Consider the following 15,356-nt stretch of genomic DNA (forward strand, 5'->3'; position numbering starts at 1 on the left):
GGCGCCGCCTAGGGGGTGCTGGGAGCGTCCGCCGGGCGGATGCCTCCGGCCAGGGTCAGTGCTTCATCCAGCACCGCACCGAAGTTCGCGGGATCGTGCGCGAAGCGCCCCAGGAACAGGCCCGAGACGCCGTCGAGTGTGGGCAGGAGGCCAGGCTTGGCCGAACCCCCGTAGATAATCGGGAGCCCTGACACGCCGGCCGCGGCAAGCTGCGCCCGGACCCGGTTGACGACGTCGGACACGTACTCGGCGCCGGCAGGCTCAGCCGCGCCAATGGCCCAGACCGGTTCATAGGCGATGGTGAGCCGGCCGGCGAGGGTCCAGTCGCCGTCGACGGCCGATTCGATCTGACGGTACACAAACTCGGCCGCCGCGGCCGGCTCGCCGGAGTCGGACTCCCCCACGCACAGTAGCGGCGTGAGCCCGGCGTCGGCCGCGGCCCGGACCTTGAGGGCAACCGTGGCATCGTCTTCGTTGAAGTGCTTCCGCCTTTCGGCGTGGCCAATCTCGACGAGCCGGACACCAAGTTCCGCGAGCATGGACGGGGCCACCTCACCGGTCCAGGGTCCGTCTGCCCAGCCGCAGTTCTGCGCCCCGAGCAGCACCTGGGAACCAGCGAGAAGCTGCGCCGCCGCAGGCAGAACCGGGAAGGACGGGATGACAAACGGGACAACCCGCCCGGCCGCAAGGGCCGGACGGGTGTCCACTTCGTGCCTCAGCCGTTCCAGCCAGTCCAGGCTGTCCCGGTAACCCAGGTACATCTTGGTGCTGACGCCCACCAGGATGGGCGGCCGGGAGGTCTGGCTGGCTGGGCTCTGCTGCATTTTGTTGCTGCTTTCGCTGGGTCGAGTTGCCGTGCGGGGCCAGAAGGCCTTAGTGCTCCAGCAGCTCGTCGGCCTTGTTGTGGAACCTCTTCGTCGCATACATCATGACGGCCGCCAGGAACGGGAGCACGCCCAGGGCGAAGATGCCTGCAGAGCCGGTGGGGTCAGCCGCCATCTGGTTGACGGTGGTCCGGAGGATCGGCGCCACGAACCCGCCGAGGTTTCCGAGCGAGTTGATCAGGCCGATTCCCGCAGCTGCCGCCGTTCCGGTGAGGAACGCCGTCGGGTAGGACCATGCGATCGGGCCGATGGAGAGGAAGCTGCACACGGCAAGGGTGATGAAGATGATGCCGAGTGCCGGGAGGTGGTTGGTGCCGGCCCACGCGGAGCCGAAGATGCAGAGGCCGGTGGAGATGAACAGCCCGGTGCCCCAGACCCGGCGGCGGACCAGGGTGTTGGCGGCCTTGCCGATGAAGTAGCAGGCAAAGATGCCGAAGAACCACGGGATGGCTGCCATCAGGCCGACGGCGAGGCCCACCTTCTGGCCGGTCAGCTGGGACACCTGCTGCGGCAGGTAGAAGGTGACACCGTAAACGGCGATCTGCAGGCAGAAGTAGATGATGGTGAAGTACCAGACCTTGCCGTTCCGCATGGCGGGAAGGACACCGCGCGGGCCGGTCTCTTCCTTGACGTTGTCTTCCAGCGCCATGACCTCGAGGAGCGCGTTCTTCTCGTCCTTGTTCAGGAACTTGGCGTCCTGCGGGCTGTTGATGAGGAAGAAGTACGCCGCGATGCCGGCGAGTACGGCCAGCATGCCTTCGACGAAGAACATGACCTGCCAGCCCTGGACTCCGGGCACCTGGTCGCCGATGTTGATCAGCCAGCCGGACAGCGGCGCGCCCATCATCTGGGAGAACGGCTGGGCCAGGTAGAAGATGGCGAACATCTTGACGCGGACCTTGTTGGGGAACCACGCCGCCAGGAACATGATGACGCCCGGGAACAGGCCGGCCTCGGTGACACCCAGCAGGAACCGCAGGATGATGAAGGAGGTCTCGCCCTGGACGAACGCGAAGCAGGCGGACACGATGCCCCAGGTGATAGCAATGCGGGCCAGCCACACCTTCGCGCCGAACTTGGTCAGGAGCAGGTTGCTGGGGATTTCGAACAGGGCGTAGCCGATGAAGAAGATACCGGCGCCCAGCGCGAAGGCTCCGGCACTGATGCCCTTGTCCACGCCGAGGGCTGCTTCGGAGAAGCCGACGTTGGTGCGGTCCAAGAAGGCGACCACGTAGAGGATCACCAGCATGGGCATCAGCCGGCGGGAGGCCTTGGAAATCGCCGATTTAAGGACCGGCGAGTCCAGGAGCTCCTTGGTGGATGTTGTTACGGACATAAAAACTCCTCGTCGAGCAATCATTGGTGTAACTCAGTGGGGTGAATCAGTTGCGTGGAGAAAGGCCGGATCCGGTCAGGCCGGATCCGGCCGGGAAAAACTGCCTAGCGTGAAAAGACCATCATCAGTACCCCGGCCACGCAGGCCAGGATCCCGACGGCGAGATAAATCTTCCGGCCCTTGCTCCAGGATGCGAAGCCGGAGCCGGCCGGAGGCTGATTGCGTGGGGCCACAATGCTTCTCTTTCTTAGTGCATGTAGAGTCCGCCATCCACATTCAGCGTCTGGCCGGAGATGTACCCGGCGTCCTCGCTGATGAGGAAGGCGATGGCTGCTGCGATGTCCCGGGTGGAACCAACGCGGTTGACCAGGAGGTCCTTGGTGAGTTCGTCCTTGCGTTCCTCGCTGAGGGTGCCGCCCATGATGTCGGTGTCGATGGGACCCGGTGAGATGGCGTTGACGGTGATGTCGTACTCGCCCAGCTCGCGGGCCGTCGCCCGGGTCAGGCCGATGACGCCCGCCTTGGCAACCGAATACGGGGTCTTGGAGAACGTGCCGCCGCCCCGCTGCGCGGAGACAGAAGAAATGTTCACGATGCGCCCGATCCGGTTCTTGACCATGGACTCTGCAACGCGGCGGGTGGCGTAGTGGACACCGTTGAGGTTGATGTTCAATACGCGGTCCCATTCGGCTGCGTCGAGCTCCAAGTAGGGAACCGGTGAGCTCACGCCTGCCACGTTGGCCAGCGCAACGATCTGCGGCAGTTCCGCCTCGATGGCGTCGATGGCCGCACGCACCGAGCTCTCGTCAGCTACGTTGGCGCCGGCGCCGAAGGCCTTGACGCCGTGCTCGGCGGCCAGCTCCTTGGCGGCGATCTTGCACATCGCGTCATCGAGATCGATGATGCCGATGTTCCAGCCCTGTGCCGCGAGGTAGCTGGCGGTGGCGCGGCCGATGCCTCGCTTGGAAACGGCGCCGGTGATGATGGCTGTGCGTTCAGTGGGGAAAGTGCTCATGGATGCTCCTGGAGTGGGAAGGAAAAGTTGGGGGCTCAGCTGATGGGGGCCGGACCGAGGTCCTCGATGAGCTTCTGCATGGCCACGTAGGCCTTGTTGCGGTAGGCGATCAGTTCCGGGGTGCGCTCAGCAGGGACGTTGAGGAAGCCGCTGCCGGTCTTGGTGCCCAGCTTGCCGGCTTCCACCAGGTCACTGAGGATCTTCGGGGTTGCGAAGCGCTCAGGGAAGTCCGTCTGGAGGGACTTGTAGCAGAAGTTGTAGACGTCCAGACCGGCCATGTCGGCGATGGCGAAGGGCCCGAAGAACGGCAGCCGGAAGCCGAAGGTCGTGCGGACCAGGGTGTCGATGTCTTCCGCCGTCGCAATGTCCTGCTCCACCAGCTGCGCGGCTTCGTGGAACAGCGCGTACTGCAGCCGGTTGAGCACGAAGCCGGTGACGTCCTTGACCACGGCGGTCTGCTTGTTGGCCGCGTGGACCAGGTCGCGGACCGCACCGACGGTCTCTGCCGAGGTGCCGGCGTGAGGGATGATCTCCACGCCAGGAATGAACGGGGACGGGTTGGAGAAGTGCACGCCCAGGAAGCGTTCCGGGTTGCTGACCGGCTCGGACAGGTCCGCGATGGAGATCGTGGAGGTGTTGGAGCCGATGATGGCGTCGGGACGGGCGGCAGCGCTGATGCGGGCCAGCGTCTCGTGCTTGATGGCGATGACCTCGGGCACTGCTTCCTCGATGAAGTCCGCATCCGCCACGGCCTCCTCAATGTCCTTGGCGGCCCAGAGGTTTTGCCGCAGGATGTCGGTGGCGCCTTCGGGGAACAAGCCGTCGGCCACGAACTGGTCGGACTCGGTGAGGAGGCGCTCGTAGTTCTTCTGGGCAACTTCGGCGGAGACATCCGCCAGGGCGACCCGGGCGCCGCCGAGGGCCAGGACCTGGGCGATGCCGCCGCCCATGTAACCGGAGCCGACGACGGCGATCTTGCGGGCGGCGTTGACTGCGGCTGCGGTTTCTGGTGATTCGGTCATGTTCAGACTGCCTTTGAGTATTCGGGTTCGTACGAGCAGATGGCATCCACCTTGGCGGCGGAGGAGGAGTTCTCATCGAAGCGGTGGTTCAACCATTCGCCGACGAGCTTTTTGGCGAGTTCCAAGCCGATGACGCGCTGGCCCATGGTGAGGACCTGGGCGTTGTTGCTCAGGACGGAGCGTTCCACGGAGTAGCTGTCGTGCGCGGTAACGGCCCGGATCCCGGGGACCTTGTTGGCTGCGATGGCAACGCCGAGGCCCGTTCCGCAGATCAGGAGCGCGCGGTCGGCTTCGCCCTCGGCGACTTTCCGGGCGGCGGTGACAGCGAGGTGCGGGTAGGCAGTGGAGTCGTCGGCGGCAACGCCGATGTCCACCACCGAGGCGACGCGCGGGTCCGCTTCGAGGAATGCCTTGAGGGCGTTCTTGTATTCGACTCCGGCCTCATCGTTGCCGACGACGATGCGCCAGCCTGATTGTGTGCTCATGCTTTAGCTCCTTGTTCCGCCGACCCGTCATCAGCGGGCCCGGCGTCGGTGTATGCAGTATCGGTGGGTGCAGCGTCTGAATGTGTGCTCTCGACGTATTTTGAAATCCGTGTCGCGATCAGTCCGAAGGAGACCGCGCCGGGGTCCGGGTGTCCCAGGCTCTTTTCGGCCAGCGGACGGGCGCGGCCCTTGAGCGGGCGGAGTTCGGCCGTCGCGTCGGCGGCTTGCGTTGCTGCTGCGGCCGCCTCGGTCAGGGCGCCGGCCACGGAGTTCCCTTCCTCGAGCGCGTTTAGGAAGGCGTCCCGGAAGGGCAGAAGGGCATCGACCATGGTTTTGTCGCCGGGTTCGGCCTTGCCGAGTTCGGTGATGGCATTGCTGAAGGCGCTGACTGCCGCGGCGGCGTCCTCGCGGGAGTAGTGGTTCCGGTTCCCCAGGGCATGCCCGGCCGCGATGACCGCCGAACCCCACAATGCCCCGGAGGTCCCGCCAGCCCGTTCGCTCCACGCCTCACCGGCCGCGGCCAGCACCCGCTCCGGCGAAGCACCGCCGGACGTGGCCGCTGCCTGCTCTGCTGCGGCAACCGCCGCGTCCACACCGCGGCGCATCCCGATCCCGTGGTCACCGTCCCCGGCGATCGCATCCAGGTCGCCCAGTTCCGCTTCATGCTCGACGACGACGTCACGCACCTGCCCGAGCACGGCCGCGGCCTGCCCGCCCAGGACCGCCGCCGCCGTCGTGGCCTGTTCGGATTCCTCAGCGGCCGCGTCATCGGCTGCGGCGACTTCCCGGCGCGCCCGCGGGGCGAGGTTGCCCTTCCGGAACGCCGGAGTGTCCGCCGGCGCTGCCCAGTACTGCTCGAGCTCATCATCAAGCCACAGCAGGGTCAGGGAGAGCCCGGACATGTCCAGGCTGGTGACCAGCTCCCCGCACTCGGGCTCCACGACCGTCAGGCCCGCGGCGTCAAGCAGCTTTTCGATCTTCCCGAAGAGCAGGAACAGCTCGTCGTACTTGACCGTGCCGAGGCCGTTGACGATCGCCACGACGCGCGTGCCGGCGTCCTCGGGCTTGTCCGCCAACAGCCGGGAAACCAGCAGCTCAGCCAGTTCGGAGGCGGTGGGCATGGGATGTTCGGAAATCCCCGGCTCGCCGTGGATGCCAAGACCCAGCGACATCTGCCCGGCCGGCACGGTGAACAGCGGTTCGCTGGCGCCGGGCAGGGTGCAGCCGTCGAAGGCAACGCCGAGGGAACGGGTCCGGTAGTTGGTCTTGACCGCCAGCCGCTCCACCTCATCCAGGTCCAGGCCCGCCTCGGCGGCGGCGCCCGCGACCTTGAAGACCGTCAGGTCCCCGGCGATCCCGCGCCGTTTCTCGATCTGTTCCAGCGGTGCGCTGGCGATGTCGTCTGTGACCAGAACGGTGCGGGTCTCGATGCCCTCGGCGTTCAGGCGCAGCTGGGCCTGGCCGAAGTGCAGGACATCGCCCGCGTAATTGCCGTAGCTCAGCAGCACGCCGCCGCCGGCATTGGCGGCCTTCGCCACCCGGTAAACCTGTCCTGCGGCCGGCGAGGCGAACATGTTCCCGCATGCCGATCCGGCGGCCAGGCCCGGACCCACCAGTCCAGCGAAGGCCGGGTAATGCCCGGAGCCGCCGCCGATCACGAGGGCCACCTGGCCGGCAGTCATCTCGGTGGACCGGACCACGCCGCCGTCCACCCGGGCCACATAGCCGCGGTTCGCGGCAACGAAGCCGTCCAGCGCCTCATCCGCAAAATCAGCGGGATTATCGAAAATCTGGGTCATGGTTTCCTCATTGAATCCGTTGTGGAATAGTCATGCCGGTCTGCGTCAGACGCCGGTGCGTCCGACGCCGGTGCGTCAGACGCGGGCGGGTTCCGTCGTTGCCGGCTGCTGGTGGCCCTGGGCGACCTTGCTCTGGCCGAGGGCGTAGCCGTCCTTCTTTGGCAGGACGTGGCGGCGCAGGTAGTCCTGGTTGCTGGCCGTGATGGAAAGCCCGTCGCCGCCGTAGTGCTCCGTGCAGAGAATCCCCTGGAAGCCCACGGACAGGGCAACCTTGAAGGCCTCGCGGTAGTTGATCAAGCCGGACTCCATCGGGGTTGGCATGGCGACGTAGCTGTCCCGGGCCACGTCCTCATCGCGGAGGTAGTTCTTCATGTGCCAGTAGTTCGAGTAGGGCAAGGTCTTGGCGAGCACTTCCCGCCAGTCCTCGATCGGGCGGTGCAGGCGGATCAGGTTCCCGGTATCAGGATTGAGGCCCACGTTGTGGAGTCCGATGTCCTGGACCAGCTGGACGGACATATCCGCCGTGCCGACGAAGGTGTCCTCGTACATTTCCAGGGAGAGCAGGAGACCAACTTCTGCTGCGTGGCGGCCCAGTTCACGGAAACGCGCTACGGCGTTGTCCCAGGCTTCCTTGTCCCCCACCGGGTCCTTGTAGCCGTCAACCGTCCAGAACCAGAGCTGCTTCTGCTGCTCCGGCGTGATCGCCTGGTGCAGGCCGACCGAAACCACCTCGCAGCCGAGCTCGGCGGCAGCATCGATGGTGCGGTGGCTATAGGCCAGGTTCGCCTCCCAGTTGCGCTCGTCGATGACGCTGCGACGGATGGCCGATATAGCGGGAAGGCCAATTCCCACGTTCTCCGCGGTCTGCTTGAACTCAGCGAGTCGGGCAGGGCTCAGATCGCCGGGGCGGACCCAGCTGTCCGTGAGGTCGGCAAGCGCGAAGCCGGCTTCCTTGACCTCCGTGAGGACCTCGGCCCAGGCGGAGGCATCGGCGTCGTTGATGTGTTTGCCTTGGCTGTCGGTTCCCGGGAACGGCAGAAGCGCTCCTGTGATGGGCCAGTTTTCCGCTGTATAGGCCATGGGTCACTCCTTCGTGCGATCCTGTTTCCTATAGGATTCAGCATCTTGGCCGATGTTGTCAAGCTCACATTTGGAGCTGCCGCCTCTTTGCCGCGAAAGCCGCCGTCTCGAAGACCTCCGGGTTCAGGACGTTGGCCGGTCGCTCCCCTGCCGCAACCGCCAGGATCGACGAAAGGGCGCTGGCCGACACATCGCGGGTGAAGTCCTCGGTCCAGCAGAGTGAATGCGGGGAAAGCACCACGTTGTCGAAGGTGAGCAGCTCGTCATCGGGCAGGAGGGGCTCCGGCTCGAACACGTCCAGTCCGGCGCCGGCGATACCGCCGCGCCGCAGGGCGTCCCGAAGGGCGTCCGTATCCACAAGTTTTCCGCGGCCGATGTTGATCAGGTAAGCGCTGGACTTCATCCGGGCCAGGGCAGCGGTGTCGATCAAGTTTTCCGTCTCCGGCGTCAGTGCGGCACAAAGCACAACGTAGTCCGAGCGCTCCAGGAGTTCGTTCAGGCCCAGCAACTCGACGCCGAGCTCGGCGGCCTCCGCGTGGCGGCCGCTACGGTTATTGCCCACCACGTTCAGCCCAAGCGGGGCCAGCAGGCGCGCGAGCTCGGCGCCGACGCTGCCGAAACCCACGATCCCGACCGTTTGGCCCACCAGCGGCGCCCCGCGGTAGTGCTCGCGGCGGGCCCAGTCCGAAGTCCGCGTCAGCCGGTCCTTGGCCAGCAGCTTATGCGAAAGCGCCAGAAGGAGAGTCAGTCCCGCCACCGCCAAGGGCCGGCGGATGGCATCCGGCGTATTCGTGACAACGACGCCGGCGCGGGTGCACGCGTCCAGGTCGATGGTTTCGTAACCTGCCCCGAACCGGGCAATCAGCTTCAGGTCCGGGGCGTGGTCCACGGTGCGCGAGTCGAAGGTGATGTGACCCAGCGACAGAACGGCATTTACACCGGAGAGGTCGGGCAGGGGAACCGGGTCCGTGTAACTGGGCAGAACCCTCCAGCTGATGCCTTGCTCGTTAAGCCGGCCCAACCCCAAGTCACCGTGGATCGAGCTTCCATCCGGCCGGGCAGCATCGGCCGTGACCGCAACGGTAAAAGGTGAGCGGGTGGTTCCCGCCGGCTGGGTGGTTCCCGCCGGCACGGCGGCCGCCTGGGTGGCGGCCGCCGTCGTCAATTCGTTGGTGCTAGTGCTCACGCGTCGATTCCACTTTCCGTCTTGCTTGCGTTTGTCTTGTCCTTGATGGGCTCGCGGACGAGGACACCGTAGGCCACGGCAGCGAGGGCGGCGATGACGCCGCCGATCACGAACGACGGCGCATAGGAGCCCGTGGCGTCGGCGATCACACCGGTGAGCAGCGGGGCAAAGGCACCACCGAAGTAGCCGCCGAAGTTCTGGATGGCGCCAACCGACGCCACTTGGGAGTTGTCCACGACGTCACCGGGCATGGCCCAGGCCGCTGCCTGCATGGTGGCGACGAAGCCCAGCGCCACGGTCATCACGGCGATAGCGAGCGGGAGGGAATCGACAAACGGGATGAGGCAGATCAGGATGCCTGCGACTACAGCAGCAACGGACATCACATGGCGCTTAGCCAGCAGAGGGTCACGGCCCGCCTTCTTGGAGTAGCGCGTCATAACCCAGCCGCCGGTAATGCCCAGGATGGCCGCACCGAGGTATGGCACTGAGGCCAGCCAGCCGGAGCTTGCGATGCTCGCGCCACGCTCTTCCTGCAGGTAGAGCGGAAGGAAGACGATGAAGATGTTCCAGATCCAGATGACACAGAAGAAGCCAGCCATCATGCCCCAGATCTGGCGGTGCTTGAAGAGTCCCAGCCAGGAGACCTTCTTGGCGGTCAGGACCTGCGTGGCGCGCTGGCTTTCGATGTACTCCAATTCCTCAGCGCTGATGCGCTTGTGCTCTTCGGGAGCCCTGTAGTACATGAAGAACGCAAGGGCCAGGACGAGGCCGGCGACGCCGAGGAAGAGGAAGATGGCCTGCCAACCGAAGGCGAGCATGATTGCCGTCAGGACGGGAGGGGCGATCGCGGGACCCCACTTGGAGCCGCTGTCCCAGATGGCGGTGGCCTGTCCGCGCTCAGCACGGGGGAACCAGTCAGCGGTGAGCCTGGCCGAGGCCGGTGCGTTGGGGGCTTCGGTGACGCCGAGCAGGAAGCGGAAGGTGACGAACTGCCACATCTTGCCGCCGATAGCCATCAGCGCGGTGGCGATGCTCCAGCCCGCGATCGCGAGGAAGTACATCCGGCGGGCACCCAGTTTGTCGACAAGCCAGCCGACGGGCAGCTGGGCAAAGGCGTAGGTCCAGGAAAAGACTGTGCCTAAGAGTCCGATGTCCGTCCGGCTCATGCCGAAATCCTTGATCAGCTGCGGCGCGGCAATGGAGATCGCACTGCGGTCCATGTAGTTGATGATGCCGGCGGCGAGCGCCCAGCCGAGGATCCACCACCTCAGATTCTTAATGGTGCGGCGCGTTGCTGATTCCCTGGGCCCTGCGGCCAAAGCTTCTGTTTGCACTCTTCACTCCCTCGTGACTTGCGGTGCTGGCACCATAGCCCGCACAGTCGAAGATCCTATAGGGTCTTTGATCCGCTGTGAAGAGAGTCACATAAATAGCGGATTATGACCTTCGGGACCCGCTGTAGGGAGGCTCAGTTACTCTGCCGGAGCGTCAGCGATGGCGCGGCCACGCACGTTCCGCACGTGCTCCGCCATGGCCGCTGCAGCCTTTTCAGGGTCCCCTGAGGAAAACGCGTCGAGGACCGACTGGTGCTCGGCGATTGCCTGTTCCGCGTCCGTGATCCCGACGCCGCCGAACAACCGGAAGCGCTGGACCTGGCCGCCGAGGGCGGAATAGGCGGCCACCATGAACTGGTTGCCCGTCTGCTCCGCGATCAACCGGTGGAACCGCTCGTCGGCCTCCAGATAGTCACGGAACTCCGCGAACGAGGGGCCGCGCCGGGCCTTCTTCAGGTCGGCGACAGCCTCGGCCAGCGCGGCATGGTCCGTTGGCGTCAACCGGGCGCATGCCAGCCGGGCGTTGACTGGCTCTATGGCGAGCCGCGCTTCCATGAGTTCCGCAAAGTCCTCCTGCGTGAACATCGGCGCAACCCGGTAGCCCTTGAGGGCGACGCGGCGGACCATTCCGGTATGTTCGAGCCGTGCGAGCGCCTCGCGCACCGGCGTGGGAGAAACATTGAGCTCCCGGGCGGTTCCATCGATGCTCACCGCTGCCCCGGGTTCGAGCCGCCCGTCGATGAGCGACGCCAGCAGTTCTTCATAGACATGGTCGGCGAGGACCTGGCGGCTGACAGGACGGCCCGTTTGGTAGCCCTCAGGGCGACTCCCGGAGGAAGCTAATTGCATGTTTAAATCCTATAGGACAGGGACAGGCCCATCCTCAGCGTGACATACCCGTCCCTTTCCAGGGACTTGCCAGTCCTTAAGGTGGACATGTCCAGCCCTTATAGGGGGACATGCTCATCCTTAAACGCGAACAGTGGACAGAATCCCATTCTGCCCACTGTTCCTGGTTGCAACGGGACATGTCCCGTGCCTGTGGAGCTCCTTTAAGCCCTAGTTCTGGTACGCCGGGTAATCGGTATAACCCTTGGCACCCTCACCGTAGAACGTGGTCGCGTCCGGCTCGTTGACCGGCAGCCCTTCACGCCAGCGGCGCACGAGGTCCGGGTTGGCGATGGCAGGACGTCCGACGACGACGGCGTCGGCGTGGCCGTCCGCAACCAGGGCCTTGGCTTCCTCGCGTGTAGTGATGACGCCGAAGCCGGTGTTCACCAGGAAAGTGCCACCAAAGCGCGCGCGCAGGCCCTGAACCAGCTCGCCTGTTGGCTCCTTGTGCAGGATGCTCAGGTAAGCGAGTTTCAGCGGGGCCAAGGCGTCAACCAGGATGCCGTAGGTCTCAGTCACATCGGCTGCATCGAGTTCCAGGTTGCCCTGAACGTTGTGCTCGGGCGAGATGCGGATGCCGACACGGTCTGCGCCGATGGCGTCCACGACAGCACGGGTGACCTCGAGAACGAAGCGGGCGCGGTTCTCCGCGCTCCCGCCGTAGATGTCGTCGCGCTGGTTGGCGGACGGAGCAAGGAATTCGTGCAGCAGGTAGCCGTTGGCAGCGTGCAGCTCAACGCCGTCGAATCCTGCCCCTATGGCCTTGCGGGATGCCGTCACGAATTCCTCAACGATTCCGGGCAGCTCGTCGGTGGTCAGGGCGTGCGGAACCGGGAACGGCTTCTTGCCCTCGTAGGTTCGGGTCTCACCGTCGATGGCAATGGCACTCGGTGCGACTACCTCGTAGCCACCCGTGGTGGCCTCGTGGGTGACCCGGCCAGCGTGCATGACCTGGGCGAAGATGCGGCCGCCCTCGGCGTGGACGGCGGAGGTGACGTTGGCCCAGCCCTTGAGCTGTTCCTCTGTCACGAGGCCGGGCTGGCCCGGAAATCCCTGGCCGGCGTGGCTGGGGTAGGTGCCCTCGCTGACGATCAGGCCAAGTGACGCGCGTTGGCGGTAGTGCTCAACCACCAAGGGGCCGGGAATGCCGTCTTTGCCGGAGCGGACGCGGGTAAGCGGCGCCATCACCAGTCGGTTGGGCAGTTCAAGATCACCAAGGGTCATCGGGGAAAACAGCAATGCACAGTTCCTTTCAAAGGGATTGGGTTCGCTTGTTGTAACTGTGCGGCGCCTGCAAACTATTCCGGTTGAGACTCGGATCACTAAGGGTGTCAGGGAACGGAGGGAGCGGCGGCGGGGCATCCTTGCCCCTGAGGGTTTTGGAGGCAGTCGTCAGCGTAGTTCCGGGTGATGGTACGCCACACACTTATCGGCTGGGGCGGGGAGTTGAAGGAGCCTTGTCCCGGAATGGGCAGCGGCGGGCCGTCATTGACGGAGTAGGTGCCTTTGAAATGGGTGGTCAGCACCACTGCGAAGTCACCCGTCTGCGTGTAGACGTGGCTGGTGAGGGTCTTTTCGCCCCAGCGTTCTTGCGGCAAGGGAGCCCCGGCGGCCCGCTGCGGACCCATCACTGCTCCGTCGCCATAACTCCAGGTGTATTCGACTGGCCTTGCCACCACATGCACTCGCTGCGCAAGAATGGTGATGTCGAATTGCTGTTCGGCTGCATTCCCGAAAAAGTTGGTTTCGGCGCCGCGCAGGGTGTGCGGGCTCGGCTGGGCGGTCACGGTGCCTGCCGACACCGGAAGCCGCTGGAACTCGGTTTGGATGACGGCCGCTATTCGGGGCAGCAGGTCTTCGGGCTGGGGATCAAAAAGGCACGTTGGGCCGGAGTGGTAGCTCCACGAGGGGTTAGGCACTCCGGCTGGCGCCTTGAGCCACACGACCGGAATCCCCTCTTTACCTTCCGGTCCGTTCTTGCAGTCGACAAGACCTGCCAGGCACACCGTGTCGAAGTCTCCGCCGCCTAAGTGGCACTGAAGTTCGTACTTGTACTGGTAGGGGTCCGTGGGCGGCGTCCCAGGCTGGAGGGCGACGAATTTACCTGTGGCAGGGTCAAGGCCCCAAGCGCTCACATTGACCCCTTGGTTTCCAAAACCCGCGTCTACACCGTCGTCCTCCGCCCATACAACACTGGGATGAAGGACGATCAGGGCCCCCACCAGGATTGCCGTGGCAAGTCTCAGGAACTGATCGAGAACCCGGCTGCTTGACCGGCTCATCGGATGGGATGTAGTCCCGTGAGCCGCCAAGCGCCGCCGGCGAATTCGGCGACCACGACGTTGCCGGTATCCGAGGGAGGCGTCGGCTTCCTGAACTCACTCCCAGCAGGACCGATGTACGAAATCATGTCTTGCTGAACTTGAACTATGACTTGGTACTGGCCATCGGGTTGGGCATCGAATGACGCAGTAACGGAAGGAGTTTTGACACGACCCCCTGCCAGCCACTTCTCTGCTTGGTAACTGGAAGTAATGGCGCGGGTGACATTCTGGCAAAATTCGCATCCCGGCCCGGTGATGGAGTTCAAAGCAGAAGTGTCGCCCGTCTCGTATCCGTAGCTCAGCAACTGGAACCAGTACCGGGCGAATGCTTCAAGCCCTTCCTTCGTCTCCGTCTTCGCGACCTCGGGCAGCACTGGGATCGGGACGTTCTGGGCCCTGCCTGAAGCGTCGGCGGGTTTGTAGCTCGGGGTTGCGGTTGGCGTGGCACTGGGGATGGACGTGGCCGAGGGGGTCGGGGTCCCTGGAGAAGGCGATGCGGGTGGTTGAGCGCCGGCCCCGCTGCAGGCACTAGCAGACACCAGAATCGCGGCAACAAGGGCAGCCGACCAAAAGCGCTTGATAGTGGATCTCGAAGTGCGAGATGTCATGGTCAGCTACTCCCCCGATAGGAAATCAAGACGCCCAGAGCCAAACAGTGGCTTAAGGGTAACCGACGTCACATCTCGGCTGTCAGACTTATCCACAGCCGGACCGTCGCGCTCCATGCGAGCGAGGCCGGGCGCGGGAGGGGTCGTTAGCACTCCGGCCTAGACTGAATCCATGGCGGACAAGCTGACACCGGAGCGGCGCAGCTGGAACATGTCCCGGATCAGGGGCAAGAACACCAAGCCGGAACTGCTGGTACGAAGACTCTTGCATTCAAAGGGCTACCGCTACCGGTTGCACGGCACGGCCCGCGGCGGCAAGCTCCCGGGCAGTCCCGATCTGGTTTTCGCCAGCCGCCACAAAGTCATCTTCGTCAACGGGTGTTTCTGGCACTTCCACGACTGCCGGGTCGGGCAACACGCCCCCAAAGCCAATGCGAAGTTCTGGGAAACGAAGCGGACGCGAACCAGGAACCGCGATGCGGAACAGCTACGCCAACTTGAAACCTCCGGGTGGAAGGTCCTCACAGTCTGGGAGTGCGAGCTCAAGGACCCGCGGACGCTGGAGGAGCACCTGGACGCCTTCCTTAAGAACGCCGAACAGCCCTCGGCGTAACCCTCATCCACCGGCTAACTCCCAACAGCCGTCGTCGTAACTCCCCACCGCCGGCCTGATCCCCCTGCCAGGCCACAAACCAACAGCTCAACTCCGGCTGTGGGCGATCAGCCAACCAGCCATTTCACGCGCCCGCCCCGCGGCGACGAGATCCCCCTCTGCAGCGGAGACGATCGATCCCTTCATGAGGATGTGCCAAGAGCGCGAAAAGCTTTCCGGATCGCGCAGCCCGGCCTCCTCTGCCAGAAGCTGGACGTGGCCGCGGATCCTTGCAAGATAGTCGATGCTCGCCTGGCCGAGGGGGTGCTCTGCCCCCATTTCGAGGAGGATGTTCACGAAGGAGCATGCCTCAAAGTCTTCGCGCGCAAACCAGTCCGCAAAGACGTCAAAAATGGCGAGCAACTGCTCCTCCGGGGACTCACCCCGGCGCCGGGCCTCCGTGATGATCTTCTCGACGGTCCACTGCTGGTCCCTGCGTTCGAGGAAGGCCAGCACCAGCTCATCCTTGGACGCGAAATGCCGGTAGAAACTGGCTTTGGCTACGCCAGAACGGCTGATCAATTCGTTCACGCCGACATCCCGCACTCCCCGACGCGAAAACAGCTCGTATGCGATGTCGAGGATCCGCTCCCGCACAGCCGGCGGCGCAACAGACGCCGGAAGAGAGCCACTAATCGGCACCCCAAGCGGCGATGACGATCTCGGATCTGGACTGGTGGAAAGCGACATTAAAGACATTTTAGCGTGTTGCGAGACAGAGTGGTCTGTCCGGAGTA

The 15,356-nt window shown here is 64.7% G+C and carries 16 protein-coding genes; 1 reads left to right on the forward strand and 15 read right to left on the reverse strand.

Going from position 1 to position 15,356, the window contains the following annotated elements; translation table 11 throughout:
- Window positions 1-8 precede the first annotated feature (8 nt).
- From QFZ65_RS16810 to QFZ65_RS16875, 14 genes are all read right to left on the reverse strand, one after another.
- Complete coding sequence (locus QFZ65_RS16810; protein ID WP_306911896.1) at window positions 9-824, reverse strand: triose-phosphate isomerase family protein; 816 nt, start codon at window positions 822-824, stop codon at window positions 9-11.
- Between the two features lie 49 nt (window positions 825-873).
- On the reverse strand, window positions 874-2,220 hold the full coding sequence (locus QFZ65_RS16815; protein WP_306911897.1) for an MFS transporter: 1,347 nt from the start codon (window positions 2,218-2,220) through the stop codon (window positions 874-876).
- 104 nt (window positions 2,221-2,324) lie between these two features.
- On the reverse strand, window positions 2,325-2,453 hold the full coding sequence (locus QFZ65_RS16820) for a hypothetical protein (RefSeq protein WP_306911898.1): 129 nt from the start codon (window positions 2,451-2,453) through the stop codon (window positions 2,325-2,327).
- A 14-nt stretch (window positions 2,454-2,467) separates the two neighbouring features.
- Window positions 2,468-3,235: an SDR family NAD(P)-dependent oxidoreductase gene (locus tag QFZ65_RS16825; protein WP_306911899.1), complete on the reverse strand. Its 768-nt coding sequence runs from the start codon at window positions 3,233-3,235 to the stop codon at window positions 2,468-2,470.
- Between the two features lie 35 nt (window positions 3,236-3,270).
- Window positions 3,271-4,257 carry a 3-hydroxyacyl-CoA dehydrogenase family protein gene (locus tag QFZ65_RS16830; RefSeq protein ID WP_306911900.1) on the reverse strand — a complete coding sequence of 329 codons (987 nt, stop codon included), beginning with the start codon at window positions 4,255-4,257 and terminating at the stop codon, window positions 3,271-3,273.
- Window positions 4,258-4,259: 2 nt separating this feature from the next.
- Window positions 4,260-4,742, reverse strand: a complete 483-nt coding sequence (locus QFZ65_RS16835; RefSeq protein ID WP_306911901.1) for a ribose-5-phosphate isomerase — start codon at window positions 4,740-4,742, stop codon at window positions 4,260-4,262.
- Window positions 4,739-6,541 carry a dihydroxyacetone kinase subunit DhaL gene (dhaL, locus tag QFZ65_RS16840; RefSeq protein ID WP_306911902.1) on the reverse strand — a complete coding sequence of 601 codons (1,803 nt, stop codon included), beginning with the start codon at window positions 6,539-6,541 and terminating at the stop codon, window positions 4,739-4,741. The genes QFZ65_RS16835 and dhaL overlap by 4 nt, the downstream gene beginning before the upstream one ends.
- Before the next feature lie 75 nt (window positions 6,542-6,616).
- The gene (locus QFZ65_RS16845; protein ID WP_306911903.1) at window positions 6,617-7,621 is read right to left on the reverse strand and encodes a sugar phosphate isomerase/epimerase; all 1,005 of its coding nucleotides are present in this window, start codon (window positions 7,619-7,621) and stop codon (window positions 6,617-6,619) included.
- A gap of 64 nt (window positions 7,622-7,685) precedes the next feature.
- Window positions 7,686-8,807, reverse strand: coding sequence for a 2-hydroxyacid dehydrogenase (locus QFZ65_RS16850; RefSeq protein WP_306911904.1), 1,122 nt, complete (start codon window positions 8,805-8,807; stop codon window positions 7,686-7,688).
- Window positions 8,804-10,144 carry an MFS transporter gene (locus tag QFZ65_RS16855; protein ID WP_306911905.1) on the reverse strand — a complete coding sequence of 447 codons (1,341 nt, stop codon included), beginning with the start codon at window positions 10,142-10,144 and terminating at the stop codon, window positions 8,804-8,806. Before QFZ65_RS16855 ends, QFZ65_RS16850 begins: the two co-directional genes overlap by 4 nt.
- A 138-nt stretch (window positions 10,145-10,282) precedes the next feature.
- Window positions 10,283-10,993: a GntR family transcriptional regulator gene (locus QFZ65_RS16860; RefSeq protein WP_306911906.1), complete on the reverse strand. Its 711-nt coding sequence runs from the start codon at window positions 10,991-10,993 to the stop codon at window positions 10,283-10,285.
- Window positions 10,994-11,203: 210 nt separating this feature from the next.
- Window positions 11,204-12,274 carry an alkene reductase gene (locus QFZ65_RS16865; protein ID WP_306911907.1) on the reverse strand — a complete coding sequence of 357 codons (1,071 nt, stop codon included), beginning with the start codon at window positions 12,272-12,274 and terminating at the stop codon, window positions 11,204-11,206.
- Between the two features lie 92 nt (window positions 12,275-12,366).
- The gene (locus QFZ65_RS16870) at window positions 12,367-13,170 is read right to left on the reverse strand and encodes a hypothetical protein (protein WP_306911908.1); all 804 of its coding nucleotides are present in this window, start codon (window positions 13,168-13,170) and stop codon (window positions 12,367-12,369) included.
- A gap of 143 nt (window positions 13,171-13,313) precedes the next feature.
- Window positions 13,314-13,967: a DUF6318 family protein gene (locus QFZ65_RS16875; protein ID WP_306911909.1), complete on the reverse strand. Its 654-nt coding sequence runs from the start codon at window positions 13,965-13,967 to the stop codon at window positions 13,314-13,316.
- 172 nt (window positions 13,968-14,139) lie between these two features.
- On the opposite strand from QFZ65_RS16875, the gene QFZ65_RS16880 reads away from it, so the two are divergent.
- On the forward strand, window positions 14,140-14,580 hold the full coding sequence (locus QFZ65_RS16880) for a very short patch repair endonuclease (protein WP_306911910.1): 441 nt from the start codon (window positions 14,140-14,142) through the stop codon (window positions 14,578-14,580).
- An 87-nt stretch (window positions 14,581-14,667) separates the two neighbouring features.
- Here the strand turns inward: QFZ65_RS16880 and QFZ65_RS16885 are convergent, their stop codons facing one another.
- The gene (locus tag QFZ65_RS16885; protein WP_306911911.1) at window positions 14,668-15,309 is read right to left on the reverse strand and encodes a TetR/AcrR family transcriptional regulator; all 642 of its coding nucleotides are present in this window, start codon (window positions 15,307-15,309) and stop codon (window positions 14,668-14,670) included.
- Window positions 15,310-15,356: the final 47 nt, after the last annotated feature.

The organism is Arthrobacter sp. B3I9, from assembly GCF_030816935.1.
Lineage (GTDB): Bacteria > Actinomycetota > Actinomycetes > Actinomycetales > Micrococcaceae > Arthrobacter.